The organism is Arthrobacter sp. AK01, from assembly GCF_021109375.1.
Lineage (GTDB): Bacteria > Actinomycetota > Actinomycetes > Actinomycetales > Micrococcaceae > Arthrobacter.
This window is the reverse complement of sequence record NZ_JAJOHP010000008.1, coordinates 1-16,166: the sequence shown is the minus strand read 5'-3', so window position 1 is coordinate 16,166 and position 16,166 is coordinate 1. Positions and strand designations below refer to the sequence as shown.

At 63.3% G+C, this 16,166-nt stretch carries 12 protein-coding genes; 11 read left to right on the top strand and 1 reads right to left on the bottom strand.

Annotation, left to right across the window (positions count from 1 at the left end):
* Window positions 1-41: 41 nt before the first annotated feature.
* Window positions 42-686 carry a TIGR03085 family metal-binding protein gene (locus LN996_RS04230; RefSeq protein WP_172323894.1) on the bottom strand — a complete coding sequence of 215 codons (645 nt, stop codon included), beginning with the start codon at window positions 684-686 and terminating at the stop codon, window positions 42-44.
* 89 nt (window positions 687-775) lie between these two features.
* Here LN996_RS04230 and hisI point away from each other — a divergent pair, with 89 nt between their 5' ends.
* The 11 genes from hisI to pyk all read left to right on the top strand — a co-directional run bounded on the left by hisI (window position 776) and on the right by pyk (window position 16,006).
* Window positions 776-1,192: a phosphoribosyl-AMP cyclohydrolase gene (gene hisI / locus LN996_RS04225; RefSeq protein WP_231338926.1), complete on the top strand. Its 417-nt coding sequence runs from the start codon at window positions 776-778 to the stop codon at window positions 1,190-1,192.
* 58 nt (window positions 1,193-1,250) lie between these two features.
* A complete protein-coding gene (locus LN996_RS04220) occupies window positions 1,251-2,834 on the top strand; it encodes an anthranilate synthase component I (RefSeq protein ID WP_231338925.1) in 1,584 nt (527 codons plus the stop codon).
* Window positions 2,831-3,436: a Trp biosynthesis-associated membrane protein gene (locus tag LN996_RS04215; protein ID WP_231338924.1), complete on the top strand. Its 606-nt coding sequence runs from the start codon at window positions 2,831-2,833 to the stop codon at window positions 3,434-3,436. Before LN996_RS04220 ends, LN996_RS04215 begins: the two co-directional genes overlap by 4 nt.
* Before the next feature lie 132 nt (window positions 3,437-3,568).
* Entirely contained in the window at window positions 3,569-3,841 is a 273-nt protein-coding gene (locus tag LN996_RS04210; RefSeq protein ID WP_159706651.1) for an HGxxPAAW family protein, read from the top strand.
* 2 nt (window positions 3,842-3,843) lie between these two features.
* Entirely contained in the window at window positions 3,844-4,662 is an 819-nt protein-coding gene (gene trpC, locus LN996_RS04205; RefSeq protein WP_231338923.1) for an indole-3-glycerol phosphate synthase TrpC, read from the top strand.
* Between the two features lie 114 nt (window positions 4,663-4,776).
* Window positions 4,777-6,150 (top strand): tryptophan synthase subunit beta, encoded by a 1,374-nt coding sequence (gene trpB / locus LN996_RS04200; RefSeq protein WP_231338922.1) that lies wholly within the window; start codon window positions 4,777-4,779, stop codon window positions 6,148-6,150.
* Window positions 6,150-6,962 carry a tryptophan synthase subunit alpha gene (trpA, locus tag LN996_RS04195; RefSeq protein ID WP_231338921.1) on the top strand — a complete coding sequence of 271 codons (813 nt, stop codon included), beginning with the start codon at window positions 6,150-6,152 and terminating at the stop codon, window positions 6,960-6,962. Before trpB ends, trpA begins: the two co-directional genes overlap by 1 nt.
* Before the next feature lie 21 nt (window positions 6,963-6,983).
* Window positions 6,984-8,138 (top strand): prolipoprotein diacylglyceryl transferase, encoded by a 1,155-nt coding sequence (gene lgt, locus LN996_RS04190; RefSeq protein WP_231338920.1) that lies wholly within the window; start codon window positions 6,984-6,986, stop codon window positions 8,136-8,138.
* 259 nt (window positions 8,139-8,397) lie between these two features.
* Complete coding sequence (gltB, locus tag LN996_RS04185; RefSeq protein WP_231338919.1) at window positions 8,398-13,011, top strand: glutamate synthase large subunit; 4,614 nt, start codon at window positions 8,398-8,400, stop codon at window positions 13,009-13,011.
* Window positions 13,004-14,461 (top strand): glutamate synthase subunit beta, encoded by a 1,458-nt coding sequence (locus tag LN996_RS04180; RefSeq protein ID WP_231338918.1) that lies wholly within the window; start codon window positions 13,004-13,006, stop codon window positions 14,459-14,461. Before gltB ends, LN996_RS04180 begins: the two co-directional genes overlap by 8 nt.
* 54 nt (window positions 14,462-14,515) lie before the next feature.
* Window positions 14,516-16,006, top strand: a complete 1,491-nt coding sequence (pyk, locus tag LN996_RS04175) for a pyruvate kinase (protein ID WP_231338917.1) — start codon at window positions 14,516-14,518, stop codon at window positions 16,004-16,006.
* The last annotated feature ends 160 nt before the right edge of the window (window positions 16,007-16,166 follow it).

Below are 16,166 nucleotides of genomic sequence, written 5' to 3'. Positions count from 1 at the left end.
GCAATGGAGGGTCACCGTGCAGGTGACCCTCCATTGGTGGCTTAAAGGCCGATGTCTGCGGACTGCAGAAGCGCGACGGCGTCCGGCTGGCCTTCGAAGGTGACCAAGGCCTGGCTGGTGCGACCGTGCGCATGCATCAGCAGCTCGCCCGGTTCGCCAACGATCGCAACGGAAACGGGAGCCCGCTTGGCGACATGCCGCGGCCCGGTGGGGCGTACCAGTACGATGCCGAGATCCACGCCGCGGTACAAGAAGGCAGCCCGTTTGATGAGGTCGTCCCAGAGGGCGTCCGAATATGCTTCATCGAGTGCCCGGGGCGCCCAACGGTCGCCGGCACGGCGAATGTCCTCGGTGTGAACAAAGTACTCAATGAGGTTGGACGTCTCATCCAGGGCTTTGATCTTCAAGGGGGAGAGGGCCGGAGGGCCGGCGCGGAACGTCTTGATGAGGTCCGCGTAGGCGTCAGGGCTCTTGAGCTTGGCGGCAAGCTTGGAGGTGGCTTTTTCGGAGGCCTTGCCCAGGCTTGGGATCAGGAGCCCAAGGCCCACTGCGATCTTCCGTTCGCGCAGATACAAATGCGCAGCAAGATCCCGGGTTTGCCACCCTTCGCAGAGCGTGGGGGAGTCAGGTCCGGCCGCCAGCAGGGTTTCGGCCAGGACTTCTCGGGAAGGATCGACGAAATGCATCACTTGTGAAACTAGCACGATCGGAGCGCACTTGCGCAGTGGAACCGCCGCAGAATCCAGCTCCCTGCAAAGGCACTAGACTTGATCTGATGTCAGAGCAGTCCGCCCCCAGCCCCTCTCCCGCCACGGAGCTTTCCAGCGACCCCGCGAGCCCGTTGCCGCAGGAGATCGCCAGCGCCCTCAAACGTGATTCGTCCGGGCTCGTAGCCGCCATTGTGCAGCAGCACGACACCAACGAGGTCCTCATGCTTGGCTGGATGGATGACGAGGCTCTCCACCGCACCATGACCACGGGTCGCGTGACGTTCTACTCGCGCTCCCGCCAAGAGTACTGGCGCAAGGGCGACACCTCCGGACACGTACAGTTCGTGAAGTCTGTCGCCCTTGACTGCGACGGCGACGCCCTCCTGATCCGCGTGGACCAGATCGGCGCAGCCTGCCACACCGGTACCCGGACCTGCTTTGATGGTCGCGACTTCACCGTCGTAACGGGCCACCGCGACTAAGGCACCCACTAACTTTTCCACTGACGCACCACCTCAGACAAAAGGCGGAGAAATAGCCATGCAGGACCTTGGAATCATCAGCCCGGGCCTGGAAGAGTTCCGCGAACTCGCCGTCCACAGCCGTGTTATTCCCGTTCGACTCAAGGTCCTGGCTGACGCCGAGACCCCCATCGGCCTGTATCGGAAGCTGGCCAAGGGCCAACCCGGAACGTTCCTCCTGGAATCCGCGGCAGTTGGCGGCGCGTGGTCGCGCTACTCCTTCATTGGGTCAAAATCCAGGGCCACCCTGACCACGAAAGACGGCCAGGCCCATTGGATCGGTGAGCCGCCCGTGGGGGTTCCCGTCTCAGGTAATCCCGTTGACGCGGTGCGGGACACCATTGCTGCCTTGCAGACAGACCGGTTTGAGGGACTGCCGCCCTTCACCTCCGGCTTGGTCGGCTTTCTCGGATGGGAAGCCGTCCGTCACTGGGAGCGGCTGACATCCCCGCCTGAGGACGACTTGCAGCTGCCGGAAATGGCGCTGAACCTGGTCACTGACATGGCTGTGCATGACAACATGGACGGTACCGTCCTCCTGATCGCCAACGCCATTAACTTCGATGACAGCTCCGAGCGTGTCGATGACGCCTGGCATGACGCCGTGGCCCGCGTGAAGGGCCTGCTGGAGCAGATCAGCACTCCTGTTGCCCAGCCGGTCTCTATCCTGGAAACTGCCGCCCTGGACTTCGCCTCCAGCGTGCAGGAACGATGGGATGAAGCCAAATACCTTGAGGCGATTGACCGCGGCAAGGAAGCCATTGTTGACGGCGAGGTGTTCCAGGTGGTGATCTCCCGCCGCTTCGAGATGGAGTGCGCCGCGGACCCGCTGGATGTTTACCGTGTCCTGCGCAATACGAACCCCAGCCCTTATATGTACCTCTTCAGCCTGGAGGATGCGGACGGCCGCGAGTACTCGATTGTGGGCTCATCGCCGGAGGCTTTGGTCACGGTGACCGGTGAGGAAGTCATCACCCACCCCATCGCCGGCTCACGTCCCCGTGGAAAGACAGTGGAGGCCGATAAAGCCCTCGCCACGGAGTTGCTGGCCGATCAGAAGGAGCGGGCCGAGCACCTGATGTTGGTGGACCTCTCGCGCAACGATCTCTCCAAGGTCTGCGTCGCCGGTACTGTGGACGTCACGCAGTTCATGGAAGTGGAGCGGTTCAGCCACATCATGCACCTCGTCTCCACAGTGGTGGGTGAGCTGGCCCCCAACGCCAAGGCCTACGACGTCCTGAAGGCAACGTTCCCGGCAGGCACCCTGTCCGGGGCTCCAAAGCCGCGTGCACTCCGCCTGCTTGACGAGCTCGAACCCCACCGGCGCGGTATCTACGGTGGCGTGGTTGGCTACCTGGATTTTGCGGGCGATATGGATATGGCGATTGCCATCCGGTCTGCACTGCTCCGGGAAGGCCGCGCCTATGTACAGGCCGGTGGTGGAATTGTTGCCGATTCACACAAGCCTTCTGAAGCGCTGGAGACGGTGAACAAGGCAGCTGCGCCGCTGCGCGCCGTCCACACCGCGGGATCGCTGCAGAACATTTCCGCCGAAACGGTGGGGATCACCGACGCCCTCGATGACGGGACTTCCACACCATGAGCACGGCATCTTCAGCGGCTCCGGTCAGGCAGCCGCCGCGCTGGGCTCGCAAATCAACGCTGGTCCTTGCCACCACAATTCTGGCCTTGGCAGTTTTTGGGGCCACGACGCAGACCTGGATCGAGGTGCGACTCGACCCCACGGGAGCGTCCAACAGTGACCTCCACGTCCAAGGGAGCAAGGCCGCCACTGCGGTCACGGCGCTGGCCGTTGTTGCCTTGGCGGGCGGACTCGCCGCTTCCATCGCGGGAAAGATTGCCCGCTGGATCATCGCAGTCCTCATCGTCTTGTCGGCGGCCGGAATCATTCTGGCCGCTGTGACCGTACTTCTTGATCCGCTGGGTGCCGCACAAGGGGCCATTGCGGCCGCCACGGGTGTCTCGGGCGGACAGGCCGACGCGGCAGCCACTGCGTTCCCGATCGTGGCCATCGTTGCCGGATCCCTCCTGGCCGTCTGCGCCATTGTCCTGCCGCTGGCCGGGCGCCATTGGACCACTCGGACCAAATACGACGCCGGCACCGGGGGGCGGAAGAGCAACAACGGGCCGGTGGACGAGATTGACAGCTGGGACAGCCTGTCGCGCGGTGAAGATCCCACGTAGGCAGCCAAAACTGGCTTTCGGGCAGGAGTGGCGCAACAAAAGCCCACACGCCTGTCCTGACGTCGGACGATGTCCCGGACGCCGTCAATAAATGGCAGAATGTAAGCAGTATTCATCCTGAGGAGATTTCACATGAGCAAAACCACAGTGTCCGCAAACCAAGCTGAATCCACCATGGCCAGCCACGCTGACGCCATCGGCCACGGAAACAGCCCGGCTGCCTGGACCTGCGTACTTGTGATGCTGGTCGGTGCGCTGATTTCCTCCATCGCTTTCGTTATCGCCAGCACCCCGATCTTCGTGGGGGGCCTGGTTGTCATGGTCATTGGCCTCATTGTGGGCGGCGTCATGCGCAAGGCGGGCTACGGAGTTGGTGGCAGCAAGCTGCAGAACAACGGCCACTAATCGTGACCGTTCTTGATGACATCATTGTTGGCGTCAAGGAGGAGATGGAGGCGCGCAGCCGCCTCGTATCCCTCGCGGAGCTGAAGGACAGGGCCGCAAGTGCCGCCCCGGCCCGCGATGCGTGGGCAGCTTTGGGCGGTCCCTCATCCGTCCGCAACGACCTCAAAGTCATCGCCGAAATCAAGCGTCGCAGCCCTTCCAAAGGCGACCTGGCGCCGATCGCTGATCCTGCGTCCCTCGCCGTACAGTACGCCGACGGTGGAGCTTCCGTTATCAGTGTCCTGACCGAACAGCGCCGCTTCGGCGGTTCGTTGGCGGACCTAGATGCTGTACGCGCCGCCGTCGAGACGCCCTTGCTGCGCAAGGACTTCACGGTTGACGAGTACCAGATCTGGGAAGCCCGGGCCCATGGCGCCGACCTCATCCTGCTCATCGTCGCGGCACTGTCCGACGCGGAACTTGCGGAGTTCAGCGCCCTCAGTCACGAACTCGGCATGAACGTGCTGGTGGAAACCCACACGGAAGATGAGATTGAGCGCGCCGTCGCGGCGCAGGCCAAGATCATTGGCATCAATGTCCGCAACCTCAAGACGCTCGACGTCGACCGCTCGGTTTTCGGGTCCCTGGCAGGATTGATTCCGGCCGAGGCCGTCATCGTTGCCGAATCGGGCGTCCGGGGCGCCGACGACGTATCGCACTACGCCGCGGGTGGCGCCAACGCCATCCTGGTGGGGGAGGCGCTGGTCAGCGACTCCACGCCGCGCGAACGCATCACCGAATTCAAGGCAGCTGGAGCTGCCGCCATCGCCGTCAGGAACTGAGGAAGTCACTGAATCACGGCGAACAGCCGCAAGGCAGCCCGGGCTTGAGCCTGCGGCTGCCTTGTGGCACGTGGAACTACCCAATGAACTAACTGGAACAGGACGGTGAGACTGATGGTCGACGCGCCAACAGCCGGCTCAGAAGAGAATGCGGCCGACGCATTCCTGCAAGGTGGCCCTTCGCTGCGCAACGCCTCCGGGCCCTACTTCGGCAACTACGGCGGTCGTTGGATGCCCGAGTCTCTGATCGCCGCCCTCGACGAAGTCCAGGACACGTTTGAGAAGGCCAAAGCCGACCCCGAGTTCATCGCGCAGCTGAAGGACCTCAACAAGAATTACTCCGGCCGGCCTTCTTTGCTCACCGAAGCGAAGCGCTTCTCCGAGCGCGCCGGCGGAGCACGCATCTTCCTCAAGCGCGAAGACTTGAACCACACCGGGTCCCACAAGATCAACAACGTCCTTGGCCAGGCCCTCCTCGCCAAGCGCATGGGCAAGACCCGCGTGATCGCAGAAACCGGAGCCGGACAGCACGGCGTTGCCAGTGCCACGGCCGCAGCCCTGTTGGGACTCGAGTGCGTGGTGTACATGGGCGCAGAGGATTGCCGGCGCCAGGCGTTGAACGTGGCCCGCATGCAGCTGCTCGGTGCCACTGTGGTACCGGTGACCAACGGATCCCAGACACTCAAGGACGCCATCAATGATGCCCTTCGCGACTGGGTGTCGAACGTGGAGCACACCCACTACCTCCTGGGAACCGCAGCAGGAGCACACCCGTTCCCCGCGATGGTGCGCTACTTCCACGAAGTCATCGGCGAAGAAGCCCGCAGCCAGATCCTGGAGCAGACCGGCAAACTCCCCGACGCCATTGCTGCATGCATCGGTGGTGGCTCGAACGCCATCGGTTTGTTCCACGCCTTCCTCGATGATGCCTCCGTGAAGATCTATGGTTTCGAGGCCGGCGGAGACGGTGTCGAAACCGGCCGCCACGCTGCAGCGATCTCCCTGGGCCGTCCGGGCGTGCTGCATGGTGCCCGGTCCTACCTCATGCAGGACGAAGACGGCCAGACCGTCGAGTCCCACTCCATTTCGGCTGGCCTGGACTACCCCAGCGTTGGTCCGGAGCACTCGTATCTGGCCGACATCGGGCGCGTCACGTACGAGGCCGTCACCGATACCGAAGCGATGGACGCCTTCAGCCTGTTGTGCCGGACAGAAGGCATCATCCCCGCCATCGAGTCCTCGCACGCCTTGGCAGGTGCCATCAAGATCGGTAAGCGGCTCACCGAAGGCAAGGAAAACCCTTCCGACGTCACCGTGATCGTCAACCTTTCCGGTCGTGGAGACAAGGACGTGGAGACTGCCGCGGCCTGGTTCAACATGTTGGACGAGGAAGGGCACGTCAAGGGCACAACGCTGTCCACGCGAAAGCCCAAGGGGCCAGAGCGCACTGCCGAAGCCGCCGTGGATGTCAACGAGGACCAGAACTGATGACTGAAGAATTCGCCAGCAAATCCGCTGCCGCCATTGACCGTGCCAAGGCAGAAGGCCGTTCCGCCTTGGTGGGCTACCTTCCCGCGGGCTACCCCACGGTCAAGGAGAGCATCGACGCGGGAATCGCCTTGGCCCGCAACGGGGCGGACCTCATCGAAATTGGAATCCCGTACTCCGATCCCGTGATGGACGGCCCGGTCATCCAGGCCGCTACTACCGAAGCGATCGCCAATGGATTCCGTGTCGCCGATGTTTTCGATGTCGTTGCCGGCATCACCGCAGCCACGGACGCGGCTGTCTTGGTCATGACGTACTGGAACCCGGTAATGCGTATGGGCGTCGACGAGTTTTCCCGTCGCCTCGCTGAAGCCGGGGGAGCAGGCCTCATTACTCCGGACCTCATCCCCGACGAGGCATCCGAGTGGTTCGAAGCCTCGGACAAGTACGGATTGGACCGGGTGTTCCTCGTGGCGCCGTCGTCCACGCCCGAACGCCTCGACATGACGGTGAAAGCCAGCCGAGGGTTTGTGTACGCCGTCTCGATTATGGGTGTCACAGGGACCCGTACCTCAGTCAGCAGCAGCGCCGAAGACGTGGTCGCCCGTGCACATGCTGCCGGTGCCGAGCGCGTGTGCGTGGGCCTGGGTGTCTCCAACCCGGATCATGTGCGCGAAATTGCCGCCTACGCTGACGGCGTGATCGTCGGAACCGCCCTGGTGGCGGCCCTCCGCGATGGCGGCGTGGACGCCGTCGGGCAACTCACCAAGAACCTCAGCGCCGGCCTGGGCCGCGCCGCTGCAGAAGCCTAGGAAAAGGAAACAGCGAAGCGAATGCAGACCGTCCTCCACGCAGCGGCAATGGTCCCCATGAGTATCCCGAGCCCTTCGTGGTCCGGTTTCGACATTCCGCTCCCGTGGGGGACGTTGCGTATCCACGCCTACGCCCTCTGCATCCTGGCGGGCATCATCGTTGGCCTGTGGCTGACATCGGCCAGGTGGAAGCGCCGCGGCGCTCCCGAAGGAAGCCTGTGGGATATCGCCATCTGGGCTATTCCCTTCGGCATCATCGGTGGTCGCCTCTACCACGTGTTCTCCTCGCCTGACGCGTACTTTGGTCCTGGCTTTGATGGCACTGGCGACCTCTCGCTGATTCCACAGATCCAACGCGGCGGTCTGGGCATTTGGGGTGCCGTTGTCCTCGGTGCGGTAGGTGCCTGGATTGGTTGCCGGCGTGCCGGCGTCAAGCTGACGGCCTTCCTGGATGCAGCAGCGCCGGGGCTCCTGCTGGCCCAGGCAATCGGACGCCTGGGGAACTGGTTCAACCAGGAACTCTTCGGGGCGCCGACCACCCTGCCGTGGGGACTTGAAATTGATCCCGCCAACGCGAATTTCCCGGCGGACATGGCTGCGGATACGCTCTTCCACCCGACGTTCCTTTACGAGATGTTGTGGAACCTCGCAGGCGTGGCCATTCTGCTGTTGCTGGACAAGAAGTTCCACTTCCGCTGGGGACGGCTCTTCTGGCTGTACGCCGTGTACTACACCCTGGGCCGCGTATGGATTGAGGCCCTGCGCATCGACGATGCCGAACAGATCAACCTGCTTGGCATTACCACCCGGCTCAATGTGTGGACAAGCATCTTTGTCTTCATTGCGGCCCTGGCCATCTTCTTTATCCTGGGTCGGCGAGGCCGGCCTGTCCCCGATACCCCTTATTTGGCGGGGCGGGAGCCGGAAGAGAAGAAGGAAAATGAGCCTGTTCCGGTGACGAGCGTCACCAGTCATGATGTGGACGCATCTGTCTCAGATACTGGTTCGCGTGGTAATCTCCCTGATAACCAAAGCGATTCGGGCCACGTTGACGAGCCGCAGGAAACAGCAGGGAAACCGGAGAAGGACACTGCGTCCACCACGGATTCCACACCTGCTGCAACTGCCGCAAGGAAGGCCCCCGGATCCACACCGGATGAAGGCGACACCAAGTAGCCGCATCCGGTAAAGGGGCAACAGAGTCACCGCTCGTAGGGCCCAGTCCACAGCGTCGTGGCACCCCGGAAACCGGACCGCAGCATACCGATGTTCACTGGTCAAGCCGGGGCCAGAGGTCTGCGTAACTGTTCGTTGCGCTGGATCGGCTGGCCTACAATTCCAATTACTAGCGCTTTGTTGTGCCCGTCACAGGGCAGGCAAGGTGGGGCCAACGTTGTCCCTTCCATACGCACGATCTCGAGGAAGGACGTCTCCCATGACCCATCTTCATAACCCCGGTTGGTCCGAAAATATCGAACCTCAGGGTGCCATGTCTCCGTTCAAGCGCTTTGCTGCGCTCCCGGAGGCCCAGGGTCTTTACAACCCTGATAAGGAGAAGGACGCCTGCGGCCTGGCTATTATTGCCACGCTCCGCGGGGAACCGGGATACGACATCGTGGAAGCGGCACTGACCGCCCTCCGCAATCTCGAACACCGCGGCGCCGTGGGCGCCGATGAAGGTACTGGCGACGGTGCGGGCCTGCTGATGCAGGTTCCGGACGAGTTCTTCAGGGCCGTCACAGAATTCGAACTGCCTGCTCCCGGCCAGTACGTGGTGGGCACCGCCTTCCTTCCTGCCGAGTCCCGCGAAGCAGAAAACGCCAAGGCCGGCATTGAAGCCCTTGCAGCTGACGAGGGACTGACTGTCCTTGGCTGGCGTGAGGTTCCCGTGGTCGCTGACCTCGTGGGTGCCATGGCCCGGGCGTGTATGCCCTACTTCTCCCAGCCGTTCTTTGCCTCCGCCACCGGCGAGCAGCTCGAACACAACGAGCTGGACTCCCGTGCCTGGCGAATCCGCAAGCGTGCCCAGAACAAATTCGGCGTCTACTTCCCGTCGCTGTCCTCCCGCACCATCGTGTACAAGGGCATGCTGACCACCGCTCAGTTGGAGCCCTTCTACCCGGACCTCTCGGACAAGCGCTTCAAGACCAAGCTCGCGATCGTCCACTCGCGCTTTTCCACCAACACGTTCCCGTCGTGGCCTTTGGCGCAGCCTTTCCGCACCATCGCCCACAACGGTGAGATCAACACGGTCAAGGGAAACCGCAACTGGATGCGTGCCCGCCAGTCGCAGCTGGCCAGCCCTCTGCTGGGCTCTGTTCCCGAAGAGCTGTACCCGATCTGCACCCCCGGCGCCTCTGACTCCGCGTCCTTCGACGAGGTAGCGGAACTGCTCTGGCTCTCCGGGCGTCCGATCACGCACTCGATCATGATGATGATCCCCGAAGCGTGGGAGAACCACGCCACCATGGATCCTGCCCGCCGTGCGTTCTACGAATACCACTCGCTGCTCATGGAGCCCTGGGACGGTCCCGCTGCAGTCTCGTTCACTGACGGCAACCTCGTGGGCGCAACGCTGGACCGCAATGGCCTGCGCCCGGGACGCTACTGGATCACTGAAGACGGACTGATCATCTTCGCATCCGAAGTTGGCGTGATCGAAGTTGAGCCTTCCAACGTGGTCAAGAAGGGCCGCGTCGCCCCGGGCAAGATGTTCCTGGTGGACACCGAGGCCGGCCGCATCATCGACGACGCCGAGGTCAAGGCCGAGGTAGCTGCTGCGAACCCGTGGGCCGAATGGCTCAAGGACAACCTGATCGATATCAACGAGCTGCCTGAGCGCGAGCACGTTGTCCACACCGCTGCGTCGGTCAACATCCGCCAGCGCACGTTCGGCTACACCACCGAAGAACTGAAGATCCTGCTCGGACCGATGTCCCGCACAGGTGCCGAGCCCCTGGGCGCCATGGGTTCCGATACGCCGGTTGCGGTTCTCTCCAAGCGTCCGCGCTTGTTGTTCGACTACTTTGTGCAGTCCTTCGCGCAGGTCACCAACCCGCCGTTGGATGCCATCCGCGAAGAGCTGGTCACCTCCCTGAAGTGCGCCATTGGTCCCAATGGCAACCTCTTGGACGGCAAGCAGGTCCGCCAGCCGCAGATCTCGCTGCCGTTCCCCGTGATCAACAACGATCAGCTGGCGAAGATCGCGAACATTGAAACCCCCGACGGCGACCGCATCGCCATGAAGGTCCGTGGCCTGTACCGCCCCGAGGGTGGTGAAGCAGCACTCCGTGCGCGTTTGACGGAGATCTGCGAGCAGGTTTCGGGCGCGATCAACCGTGGCGTGCAGTATGTTGTGCTGTCCGACCGTGACTCGAACGCCCAGTGGGCGCCGATTCCTTCGCTTCTCCTTGTCAGCGCAGTCCACCACCACCTGCTCCGCAGCGCAAACCGCACCAAGACCGCGCTGGTGGTTGAGGCCGGCGACGTCCGCGAGACGCACCACGTGGCGGTACTCATTGGCTACGGCGCTTCCGCCGTGAACCCATACCTGGCCATGGAATCGGTGGAACAGCTGATCTCCAACGGCGATGTCACGGGCGTTACTGCCGAAGACGGCGTCTACAACCTCATCAAGGGCCTCGGCAAGGGTGTCCTGAAGATCATGTCCAAAATGGGCATCTCCACCGTGGCTTCCTACACCGGCGCCCAGACCTTCGAGGCACTGGGCCTGTCCCAGGAACTCGTGGACGAATTCTTCTCCGGCACGCACTCCCAGCTGGGTGGCGTTGGCCTGGACGTCATTGCTGCCGAAGTCTCGGCGCGCCACCAGATGGCGTATCCGGAGGGCGGCATCGAGCACCCGCACCAGCCGCTTCTCGGCGGCGGCGAGTACCAGTGGCGCCGCGACGGCGAACCCCACCTCTTCAACCCGGAGACGGTGTTCCGCCTGCAGCACGCCACCCGCGAACGCCGCTATGACATCTTCAAGTCCTACACCAAGGGCATTGACGACCAGTCCGAGAACCTGATGACCCTCCGCGGGCTCTTGAAGTTCAAAGACGGAGTACGTCCGGCAGTTCCGCTTGAGGAAGTGGAGCCCGTCTCCAGCATCGTCAAGCGGTTCTCCACCGGCGCCATGAGTTACGGCTCCATCTCCAAGGAAGCCCACGAAACCCTGGCTATCGCCATGAACCGTTTGGGCGCCAAGTCCAACACGGGTGAAGGTGGCGAGGACGTTGACCGCCTGCTGGACCCGGAGCGTCGCTCTGCCATCAAGCAGATCGCATCCGGCCGCTTTGGTGTGACCAGCCTGTACCTGACCAACGCCGATGACATCCAGATCAAGATGGCACAAGGCGCCAAGCCCGGTGAAGGCGGCCAGTTGATGGCCCAGAAGGTCTACCCGTGGGTAGCCCGGACGCGCCACTCGACTCCCGGCGTCGGGCTCATTTCCCCGCCCCCTCACCACGACATCTATTCGATCGAGGACCTCGCGCAGCTCATCTACGATGCCAAGCGCGCCAACCCTTCGGCCCGTGTCCACGTGAAGCTGGTTTCGGAAGTCGGGATCGGCACGGTGGCCTCCGGCGTCACCAAGGCGAAGGCCGACGTCGTACTCGTTTCAGGTCACGACGGCGGTACCGGCGCCTCGCCGCTGAACTCGCTCAAGCACGCGGGTGTGCCGTGGGAACTCGGCCTCGCCGAGACCCAGCAGACCCTGATGCTCAACGGTCTCCGTGACCGCGTGGTGGTTCAGGTTGATGGCCAGCTCAAGACCGGCCGCGACGTCGTCATCGCTGCCCTGCTGGGTGGCGAGGAATACGGTTTCGCAACCGCTCCGTTGGTGGTGTCCGGCTGCATCATGATGCGCGTCTGCCATCTGGACACCTGCCCCGTCGGCGTTGCCACCCAGAACCCTGAGCTTCGTTCGCGGTTCAACGGCAAGCCCGAGTTCGTGGTCAACTTCTTCGAGTTCCTCGCTGAAGAGGTCCGTGAGATCCTCGCCGAGCTTGGCTTCCGCACCTTGGAAGAGGCCATCGGCCACGCTGAGGTTCTGGACACCCGTGAAGCGATCGATCACTGGAAGGCCGAAGGGCTGGACCTGGACCCCATCCTGCACGGGCTGGAGTTCGACGACGACGTGCCGCTGCGTAACATGACCGGCCAGAACCACGAGCTGGACAAGCACTTTGACCAGCGACTGATCACCATGGCGCAGGAAGCACTCAGCGACCGGATGCCGGTCAAGATCACCCTGGACGTCATCAACACCGACCGTTCCGTGGGGACGATGCTCGGCCACGTGGTGACCAAGACCTTCGGTATCGATGTTCTGGCGACGGACACCATCGACGTCACGCTCCACGGCACCGCGGGCCAGTCCCTCGGGGCGTTCCTGCCCGCCGGCATCACGCTGCGCATGTTCGGCGACTCAAACGACTACGTCGGCAAGGGCCTCTCCGGTGGCCGCATCATCGTCCGTCCGGACCGCACCAATGTGTTCCAGGCTGAGCGCAATGTCATTGCCGGCAACGTCATCGGCTACGGTGCCACCAGCGGCGAAATGTTCCTGCGTGGCCAGGTTGGCGAGCGGTTCCTGGTCCGTAACTCCGGTGCGACCGCCGTCGTCGAAGGTATTGGCGATCACGGTTGCGAGTACATGACCGGTGGCCAGACGCTCATCATCGGGCGCACAGGCCGCAACTTCGGTGCCGGCATGTCCGGTGGAACCGCCTATGTGCTGGACCTCCAGCCCGAGCGGGTCAACAAGATGGCCCTCGATACCGGTGAACTCCAACTCCTGGAGCTCGACGCCGAGGACCGCGACATCGTTCACGGCCTGCTCACCAAGCACGTTGAGGAAACCGAATCCGTCCTGGCCGGCCGTCTGCTCGAGAACTTCGACGACACCGCCGCCCGCATCACCAAAGTACTGCCGCGCGACTACGCCGCAGTCCTGCAAACCCGTCTCGACGCCATCGAAGAGGGCCTTGACCCCGATGGCGAAGAAGTATGGTCTCGAATCCTGGAGGTAACCGGTGGCTGATCCACGCGGATTTCTGAAAGTCCGGCAGCGCGAGACGCAGCCACGCCGTCCTGTTCCCGTCCGCATCATGGACTGGAAAGAAGTGTACGAAGCACAGGAAAAGGGCGTCCTGAAGAGCCAGGCCGGCCGCTGCATGGACTGCGGCGTTCCGTTCTGCCACCAGGGCTGCCCGCTGGGCAACCTGATTCCCGAGTGGAACGACCTCGTGTGGCGGGATAAGGGTGAAGAAGCCATCGAGCGGCTCCACGCTACGAACAACTTCCCGGAGTTCACTGGACGCTTGTGCCCTGCCCCCTGTGAAGCGTCCTGCGTGCTGGGTATCAACCAGCCCGCCGTGACCATCAAGCAGGTTGAGGTCTCCATCATCGACCAGGCCTTCGATAACGACTGGGTCCAGCCCCTGCCGCCGACGCGCCTCACGGGCAAGACCGTGGCGGTCGTAGGATCCGGTCCCGCCGGCCTTGCCGTGGCACAGCAGCTGACCCGTGTGGGCCACACCGTTGCTGTCTACGAACGCGACGACAAGATCGGCGGCCTGCTCCGCTACGGCATCCCCGACTTCAAAATGGAGAAGGAACAGGTTGACCGCCGCCTCGAGCAGATGAAGGCCGAGGGTACCCGCTTCCGCACCGGCGTCGCAGTTGGTACGGACGTGACCTGGGAACAGCTGCGCCGCCGTTACGACGCCGTGGTTGTTGCCACCGGTGCTACCGTGCCGCGCGACCTGCCCATCCCGGGCCGTGACCTTGAGGGTGTCCACTTCGCCATGGACTACCTGGTTCCTTCGAACCGCGTAGTGGCGGGGGAGAACCCCGAGAACCACATCGATGCCCGTGGCAAGCACGTTGTCATCCTCGGCGGCGGCGACACTGGTGCGGACTGCATCGGTACCGCCCACCGCCACCAGGCTGCGTCGGTGACCACGCTGGCGATCGGCAAGCAGCCGCCCGCCGAGCGTGCCGCCCACCAGCCGTGGCCGACGTTCCCCACCCTGTTCGAGGTCGCCAGCGCCCACGAAGAAGGCGGCGAACGGACGTACCTTGCTTCAACCGTTGAGTTCGTTGGAGAAAACGGCAAACTCACCGGCGTCAAAGTTGCTGAAACCGAGTTCGTGGATGGCCGACGCCTTCCCAAGGCCGGTACAGAACGGATCATCCCAGCTGACCTTGTCTTCCTGAGCCTTGGCTTTACCGGTGCTGAACCGGCAGGAATCACGGAGCAGGTCAGTGCAGAGTTCGACGGTCGGGGCAACGTTGCCCGCGACGGCTACTACATGACAAACACCGAGGGCGTGTTTGTTGCCGGCGATGCCGGACGTGGCCAGTCACTGATTGTGTGGGCCATTGCGGAAGGCCGTGCGTGCGCGGCCGCAGTGGACAAGTTCCTGATGGGAAGCACCATTCTCCCGGCACCGGTCGCCCCCACCGACCGGGCGATAGCGGTCTTATAGCGCCGGCAGGAACAATCTTTTACTCAATCAGCATGAACTACTTAGGGTAGGTATATGAGACGCGCGAAAATTGTGGCAACTTTCGGCCCGGCTATCTCCAGCTTCGACAACACCCTCGCGGTGCTGGAGGCCGGCGTCGACGTTGCTCGCATGAACATGAGCCACGGCGACTACTCCGTGCATGACATCACGTACGAAAACGTCCGCAAGGCTGCGGCGCAGTTGGGCAAGCCTGTTGCGATCATGGCCGACCTCCAGGGACCCAAGATCCGTCTTGGCCGTTTTGTTGACGGACCGCACGAGCTGGCCGTAGGCGATACCTTCACCATCACCACCGAAGACGTTCCCGGCACCAAGGACATCTGCTCCACGACGCTCAAGAGCCTCACCGAGGACGTCAACGTAGGCGACGCCCTGTTGATCGACGACGGAAAGGTGGCGCTGCGCGCCATCGAGGTTGACGACGTTAAAGTTGTCACCACCGTGACGGTTGGCGGCAAGGTGTCCAACAACAAGGGCATCAACCTGCCCGGTGTTGCCGTCAACGTCCCCGCCCTGAGCGAAAAGGACGAGGACGACCTCCGTTGGGCCCTCAAGCGCGGCGCCGACCTCATTGCACTCTCGTTCGTGCGCGATGCCTCAGACATCACGCGCGTCCACGAGATCATGGATGAAGAAGGCCGCCGCGTGCCGGTGATTGCCAAGATCGAAAAGCCGCAGGCAGTGGAGCAGCTCCACGAGATCATCGACGCCTTCGACGCCATCATGGTTGCCCGTGGCGACCTCGGCGTCGAACTGCCGCTCGAAGAGGTGCCGATCGTCCAGAAGCGTGCCATTGAACTGGCACGCCGCTGGGCCAAGCCCGTTATCGTGGCAACCCAGGTCCTGGAATCCATGATCGATAACCCGCGCCCGACGCGCGCCGAGGCTTCCGACTGCGCCAACGCAGTTCTCGACGGCGCCGACGCAGTCATGCTCTCCGGTGAAACCTCCGTGGGCCAGTACCCCATCGAGACCGTCAAGGTCATGGCCCGGATCATCGAGTCCACCGAAGTACACGGCCTTGAGCGCGTCCCCCCGCTGGGAACCAAGCCCAAGACCCGTGGTGGCGCCATCACGCGTGCCGCCGTCGAAATCGCCGACCAGCTGGACGCAAAGTACATCTGTACTTTCACCCAGTCCGGTGACTCCGCACGACGCCTCTCGCGCCTGCGCCCGGTCAAGCCTGTCTTCGCTTTCACCCCGGTGGAGCACGTCTGGAACCAGCTCGCCCTCACCTGGGGCATCCAGCCGGTACTGGTCCCCACCGTGGGCCACACCGACGAGATGACCGCACAGGTTGACCGCAGCCTCCTGGACATGAAGCTCGTGGACGAAGGCGACCTCGTGGTCATCGCCGCCGGTTCCCCTCCAGGACAGGCCGGTTCCACGAACTCGCTGAAGGTCCACAAGGTAGGCGACCTCGCCGATACGTCCACTGTTGACGCATCGCGCAAGGAACCCGTTGGCCCGTGGCCTGAAAAGAAGTCCAAGGCCAAGGCTTAGTCCTCCGGTCTTAAGAGAATGCGGGCCCCGCCATGTGGTGGGGTCCGCATTTCTTTTGCTTTCTGGCACGTACGACCGGGGGGGGGGGGGGCGCGCGCGGGGGGGGGGGGGGGGGGGGGGGGGGGGGGGGGGGGGGGGGGGGGGGGGGGGGGGGGGGGGG